The sequence below is a fragment of the Kitasatospora sp. NPDC059722 genome, assembly GCF_042733235.1.
Lineage (GTDB): Bacteria > Actinomycetota > Actinomycetes > Streptomycetales > Streptomycetaceae > Kitasatospora.
This window is the reverse complement of sequence record NZ_JBHWGD010000202.1, coordinates 1-5284: the sequence shown is the minus strand read 5'-3', so window position 1 is coordinate 5284 and position 5284 is coordinate 1. Positions and strand designations below refer to the sequence as shown.

The window sequence follows — 5284 nt, the reverse complement described above, 5'->3', positions numbered from 1 at the left end:
CGGCGCGCCCCGGGCCCGGGGGTGCCGGGGGCGGGGGGGCGGGGGGGGGGGCCGGCCCGGCGGGGGGGGGGCCCCCCCCCCGTCGCCGCCCCGCCCACCTCCCCACCCAAGCAGGCCACGACAGAAGGGCACGACACACACGATGGCAACACCGACGACCAGGGCCTCCGGCGACGGCAGCGGCCTGACCGAGATGTCCTGGGACCCGATTACCCGGATCGTGGGCAGCCTGGGTATCCACACGAAGATCGACTTCAAGCAGAAGAGGGTCGCGGAGTGCTACAGCACCTCGTCCGTCTTCCGCGGCTACAGCGTCTTCATGCGCGGCAAGGACCCCCGCGACGCGCACTTCATCACCAGCCGGATCTGCGGGATCTGCGGCGACAACCACGCCACCTGTTCGGTCTACACGCAGAACATGGCCTACGGCGTGAAGCCCCCGCACCTGGGCGAGTGGATCATCAACCTCGGCGAGGCCGCCGAGTACATGTTCGACCACAACATCTTCCAGGAGAACCTGGTCGGGGTCGACTACTGCGAGAAGATGGTCAAGGAGACCAACCCGGGCGTCCTGGAGCTGGCCGAGCGCACCGAGGCCCCGCACGCCCGCGACCACGGCTACAAGACGATCGCCGACATCATGCGCTCGCTCAACCCGATCGAGGGCGAGTTCTACCGCGAGGCGCTGCAGGTCAGCCGCTACACCCGGGAGATGTTCTGCCTCATGGAGGGCCGCCACGTGCACCCCTCCACGCTCTACCCGGGCGGCGTCGGCACCGTCGCGACGGTGCAGCTGTTCACCGACTACCTGACCCGGCTGATGCGCTACGTCGAGTTCATGAAGAAGGTCGTGCCGCTGCACGACGACCTCTTCGACTTCTTCTACCAGGCGCTGCCCGGCTACGAGGAGGTCGGCCGCCGCCGCGTCCTGCTCGGCTGCTGGGGCAGCCTCAACGACCCGGACCACTGCGACTTCACGTACCGCAACATGACGGACTGGGGCCGGCGGATGTTCGTCACCCCCGGCGTCGTCGTGGACGGCAAGCTCGTCACCAACGACCTCACCCAGATCAACCTCGGCATCCGCATCCTGCTCGGCAGCTCCTACTACGAGGACTGGCAGGGCAAGGAGCTGTTCGTCACCCACGACCCGCTCGGCAACCCGGTCGACCCGCGCCACCCGTGGAACCAGCACACCATCCCGCAGCCGCAGAAGCGGAACTTCGACGACAAGTACAGCTGGGTGATGTCCCCGCGCTGGTTCGACGGCAAGGACCACCTCGCCCTCGACACCGGCGGCGGCCCGATCGCCCGCCTGTGGTCCACCGCGCTGTCCGGTCTCGTCGACATCGGCTACATCAAGGCCACCGGACACAGCGTCAAGATCAACCTGCCCCGCTCGATGACCAAGCCCGAGGTCACCTTCGAGTGGAAGATCCCGCAGTGGAGCAACGCCATCGAGCGCAACCGCGCCCGCACCTACTTCCAGGCGTACGCGGCCGCCGCCGCCCTGCACTTCGCCGAGAAGGCGCTCGACGAGGTCCGCGCCGGGCGCAGCCAGACCTGGGAGCGCTTCGAGGTGCCGGACGAGTCGATCGGCTGCGGCTTCACCGAGGCCGTGCGCGGCGTGCTCTCGCACCACATGGTCATCCGCGACGGCAAGATCGCCAACTACCACCCGTACCCGCCGACCCCGTGGAACGCGAGCGTGCGCGACAGCTACGGCACGCCCGGCCCGTATGAGGACGCGGTGCAGAACACGCCGATCTTCGAGGAGAACTCCCCGGAGAACTTCAAGGGCATCGACATCATGCGCGCCGTGCGCAGCTTCGACCCCTGCCTGCCCTGCGGCGTGCACATGTACGTCGGCGGCGGGCGCACCGTGCAGACCATGCACGTGCCCACCGGCCTGAGCGGGCTCACCGCATGACGGCCGAGCAGACCGGGCTGCGGATCCAGGAGGCCCTGGACGCCCTGGCCGGCAGCGGCGCCGAGGAGGCGGGCGAGCAACTCGTGCGCGACCTCATGGAGTTCTACGGCGAGGGCCTGGCCAGGCTGGTGCCGGCGCTCGCCCCGCCCGCCCTGGAGCGGATGCTGGACGACCCCGCCGTCGCGGGGCTGCTGCTCCTGCACGACCTGCACCCCGAGGACGTGACCGCCCGGATCGACCGGGCGCTCGCGGCCCTGCCCGAGCGGGTCGAGGTGCTCGGCTTCGAACCGGCCACCGGCGCCCTGCGGCTGCGCCGGACGGCCTCCGGCTGCGGCTGCTCCGACCAGGACGTCGAGGCCGTCCTCGCCTGCCACGCCCCCGAGGTGACGGCCGTCGAGCTGGAGCGCGCCCCGCAGCTGCTCCAGATCGGCACCCGCCCGCAGCAGCCCGCGGAGGCGCGATGAACACCCGGAGGGTCTCCCGGGACGGGACCGCCCTGCTGCGCCGGCGGCGCGAGCCGGCGCCGCCGCGCCCCGAGCAGTGCGGCTTCTGCGGCCGCGACCTGCCGCCCGGCCACCGTCACCTGGTGGACGTCGAGGAGCGCGCCCTGGCCTGCACCTGCACCGCGTGCGGCCTGCTGTTCCAGCAGCCCGGCGCGGCCGGCGGGCGCTTTCGCACCGTGCCCGACCGCTACCTCGCCGACCCGGACGGCGCCGTCGACGAGCGGCTGTGGTCGGTGCTCGGGATCCCCGTCGGGACCGCGTTCCTGTTCCGCAACGCCGTGCTCGACCAGCTCCTCGCCTTCTACCCCGGCCCGGCCGGCGCCACCGAGAGCGAGCTGGACGAGGACGCCTGGGAGCGCGTCCTCGGCGGGAGCCGACTGGCCGCCGCCCTCGAACCCGACGTCGAGGCGCTGCTGCTGCGCCGCACCGACGGCCGCGTCGAGTGCTACCTGGTGCCGATCGACGTCTGCTACGAGCTGGTCGGCCGGCTGCGGCTGTGCTGGCACGGCTTCGACGGCGGCGCCGAGGCGCGGGCCGAACTCGACGCGTTCTTCGGCCGGCTCGCCGACCGGGCCCGCCCGCTGCCCGCGGAGGTGACGGCATGACGCCGCTCGGCTTCGCCTGCACCGGCGTGCGCTCCGACCCGTACGCGGCCGCGCCGACACTGGTGTTCCGGCTGCGCATCACGGCGCCGGCCGACACCCGGGTGCACGCCCTCGCCCTCCAGTGCCAGCTGCGGATCGAACCGGGCCGCCGGTCGTACGCCGAGGCCGAGGGCGGGCGGCTGGGCGACCTGTTCGGCGAGCGGGAGCGCTGGGCGACCACGCTCAACCCGATCCAGCTCGCCACCGTGCCGCTGCTCGTGCCCGGCTTCACCGGCGAGACCGAGGCCGACCTCGCCGTGCCGTGCAGCTACGACCTGGAGGTGGCCTCCGCCCGCTACTTCCGGGCGCTCGACGGCGGCGAGGTGCCGCTCCTGCTGCTCTTCTCCGGCACCGCCTTCGCTGGCCCCGGCGGCTTCCAGGTCACCCCCGTGCCCTGGGACAAGGAGGCCCGGGTGCGGATGCCGGTGCGGGTCTGGCGCGAGGCGATCGACCAGCACTTCCCCGGCTGCGCCTGGCTGCGCCTGCCCGACGACGTGATGGACGACCTGCTGGCCTACCGCTCCCGGCGGGCCCTGCCCTCGTGGGAGGCGACGGTGCGCGAGCTGCTCGCGGCGGCGGCGGTCGAGGAGGCGCTCCGGTGAGCGGCTTTCCGGAATCGATCGAGAGCGGCTTCGCCGGGGCGCGGCAGATCGCCGACGCCGTGCTGCTGGAGGGCTACGTGCTCTACCCGTACCGCGCCTCGGCGGCCAAGAACCGGCTGCGCTGGCAGTTCGGCGTCCTGGTGCCGCCCGAGTACACCGCGCAGGGCGGCGAGCACTCCCACCAGCGCACCGAGTGCGTCATGGAGGCGCGGCAGGACGACCGGCTCGCGGTCGAGCTGCGCTTCCTGCGCGTCCAGCGGCGCACCGTCGAACAGGCCACCGCCACCGGCGGGTTCGAACCGGTGGAGCGGCTGGAGCTGGCCGACCGGGTGCTCGTCGAGTGGGACGAGGCCGTCGAGGAGCGGATCGAACTCATCGTGCCGGTCGAGGAGTTGATGGGCGAGGGGGTGCAGCACGGGTTCCGCCTGCCGGGCGTCGGCGAGACCGAGCTGCTGCGCGAGGACGGCACCGCCGTCGGACGCCTCGTCCGGCGGCGCGAACAGGTCGACGGCGTCGTGCGGTTGAAGACCGAGGAGCTGCCGGGCCCCTACCGTGCGCAGCGCCTCACGGCCGTCGTGGAGAACGCGTCCACCTGGATGCCGCGCCGGCGCACACCGAGAGAGGAGGCGCTGCCACGCGCCCTGGTCTCCGCGCACCTGCTGCTCGGGCTGGAGCACGGCCGGTTCCTGTCGGTCACCGACCCGCCCGAGTGGGCGCGTGCGGCCGTCGAGCGGTGCCGCAACGAGCAGACGTGGCCCGTCCTGGCCGGAGCGGACGGCGGGTGCAAGGTGATCCTCTCCTCGCCGATCATCCTGGAGGACCATCCGCGGGTGGCCCCGGAGAGCCTCGGCACGCTGTACGACGCCACCGAGATCGACGAGATCCTCGCGCTGCGCACCGCGGCCCTCACGGACGAGGAGAAGCGGGAGGCGCGGGGCACCGACGAACGGGCCGGCGCCGTGATCGACCTCGCCGAGTCGATGCCGCCCGAGGTGCTGGAGCGCCTGCACGGGGCCATCCGCGGGCTGCGCGAGATCTCCTCCGCCGATGCGGAGCAGCCCTGGTGGGATCCGGGCAACGATCCGGCGGTCGACCCCGAGCGGGACGAGGTGCTGGTCGACGGCCGTGCCGTCGCCGCCGGCAGCCGGGTGCTGCTGCGGCCCGGACGGCGGCGCACCGACGCCCAGGACCTGTTCCTGGCCGGGCGGACGGGCGTCGTCGAGGCCGTGCTGCACGACGTGGACGGCTCGGTGCACCTGGCCGTCACGGTGGAGGACGACCCGGGCGCCGACCTGTGGCGGGCGCAGGGGCGCTTCCGCTACTTCCAGCCCGACGAGGTCACCCCGCTGGAGGAGTCGTGAGCGGACCGAAGGTGCTGGTGGCCGGGGTGGGGAACATCTTCCTCGGCGACGACGGCTTCGGGGTCGAGACCGTCCGGCGGCTCGCCGCCCACCCGGTGCCGGACGGCGTCGAGGTGGTCGACGTCGGCGTGCGCGGGGTGGACCTCGCCTACCGGCTGCTCGACGGCTACCGGACGGCCGCGTGGTGCTGCTCGATCAGCGAGGCGGCCTCGTCGTAGATGATCGGGTCGATCAGGTTGTGCAG

At 72.9% G+C, this 5284-nt stretch carries 5 protein-coding genes and 1 pseudogene; all 6 read left to right on the top strand.

Annotated elements, in window-relative coordinates; genetic code table 11:
- The first annotated feature begins 142 nt into the window (after nucleotides 1-142).
- Entirely contained in the window at nucleotides 143-1930 is a 1788-nt protein-coding gene (locus tag ACFV4F_RS42170; RefSeq protein WP_380435253.1) for a nickel-dependent hydrogenase large subunit, read from the top strand.
- On the top strand, nucleotides 1927-2394 hold the full coding sequence (locus ACFV4F_RS42165; RefSeq protein WP_380435252.1) for a thioredoxin: 468 nt from the start codon (nucleotides 1927-1929) through the stop codon (nucleotides 2392-2394). The genes ACFV4F_RS42170 and ACFV4F_RS42165 overlap by 4 nt, the downstream gene beginning before the upstream one ends.
- Nucleotides 2391-3038 (top strand): DUF5947 family protein, encoded by a 648-nt coding sequence (locus ACFV4F_RS42160; protein ID WP_380511111.1) that lies wholly within the window; start codon nucleotides 2391-2393, stop codon nucleotides 3036-3038. The genes ACFV4F_RS42165 and ACFV4F_RS42160 overlap by 4 nt, the downstream gene beginning before the upstream one ends.
- Nucleotides 3035-3679: a DUF6084 family protein gene (locus ACFV4F_RS42155; protein WP_380511108.1), complete on the top strand. Its 645-nt coding sequence runs from the start codon at nucleotides 3035-3037 to the stop codon at nucleotides 3677-3679. The genes ACFV4F_RS42160 and ACFV4F_RS42155 overlap by 4 nt, the downstream gene beginning before the upstream one ends.
- Entirely contained in the window at nucleotides 3676-5040 is a 1365-nt protein-coding gene (locus tag ACFV4F_RS42150) for a hypothetical protein (protein WP_380511105.1), read from the top strand. The genes ACFV4F_RS42155 and ACFV4F_RS42150 overlap by 4 nt, the downstream gene beginning before the upstream one ends.
- Nucleotides 5041-5051: 11 nt before the next feature.
- Nucleotides 5052-5216: pseudogene (locus ACFV4F_RS42145) on the top strand (hydrogenase maturation protease); the annotation flags it as partial.
- Between the last annotated feature and the right edge of the window lie 68 nt (nucleotides 5217-5284).

Bases quoted from the DNA above. Each gene is read 5' to 3' on its own strand.
- ACFV4F_RS42165 (WP_380435252.1), top strand. From the start codon at position 1,927: ATGACGGCCGAGCAGACCGGGCTGCGGATCCAGGAGGCCCTGGACGCC.
- ACFV4F_RS42155 (WP_380511108.1), top strand. From the start codon at position 3,035: ATGACGCCGCTCGGCTTCGCCTGCACCGGCGTGCGCTCCGACCCGTAC.
- ACFV4F_RS42160 (WP_380511111.1), top strand. From the start codon at position 2,391: ATGAACACCCGGAGGGTCTCCCGGGACGGGACCGCCCTGCTGCGCCGG.
- ACFV4F_RS42170 (WP_380435253.1), top strand. From the start codon at position 143: ATGGCAACACCGACGACCAGGGCCTCCGGCGACGGCAGCGGCCTGACC.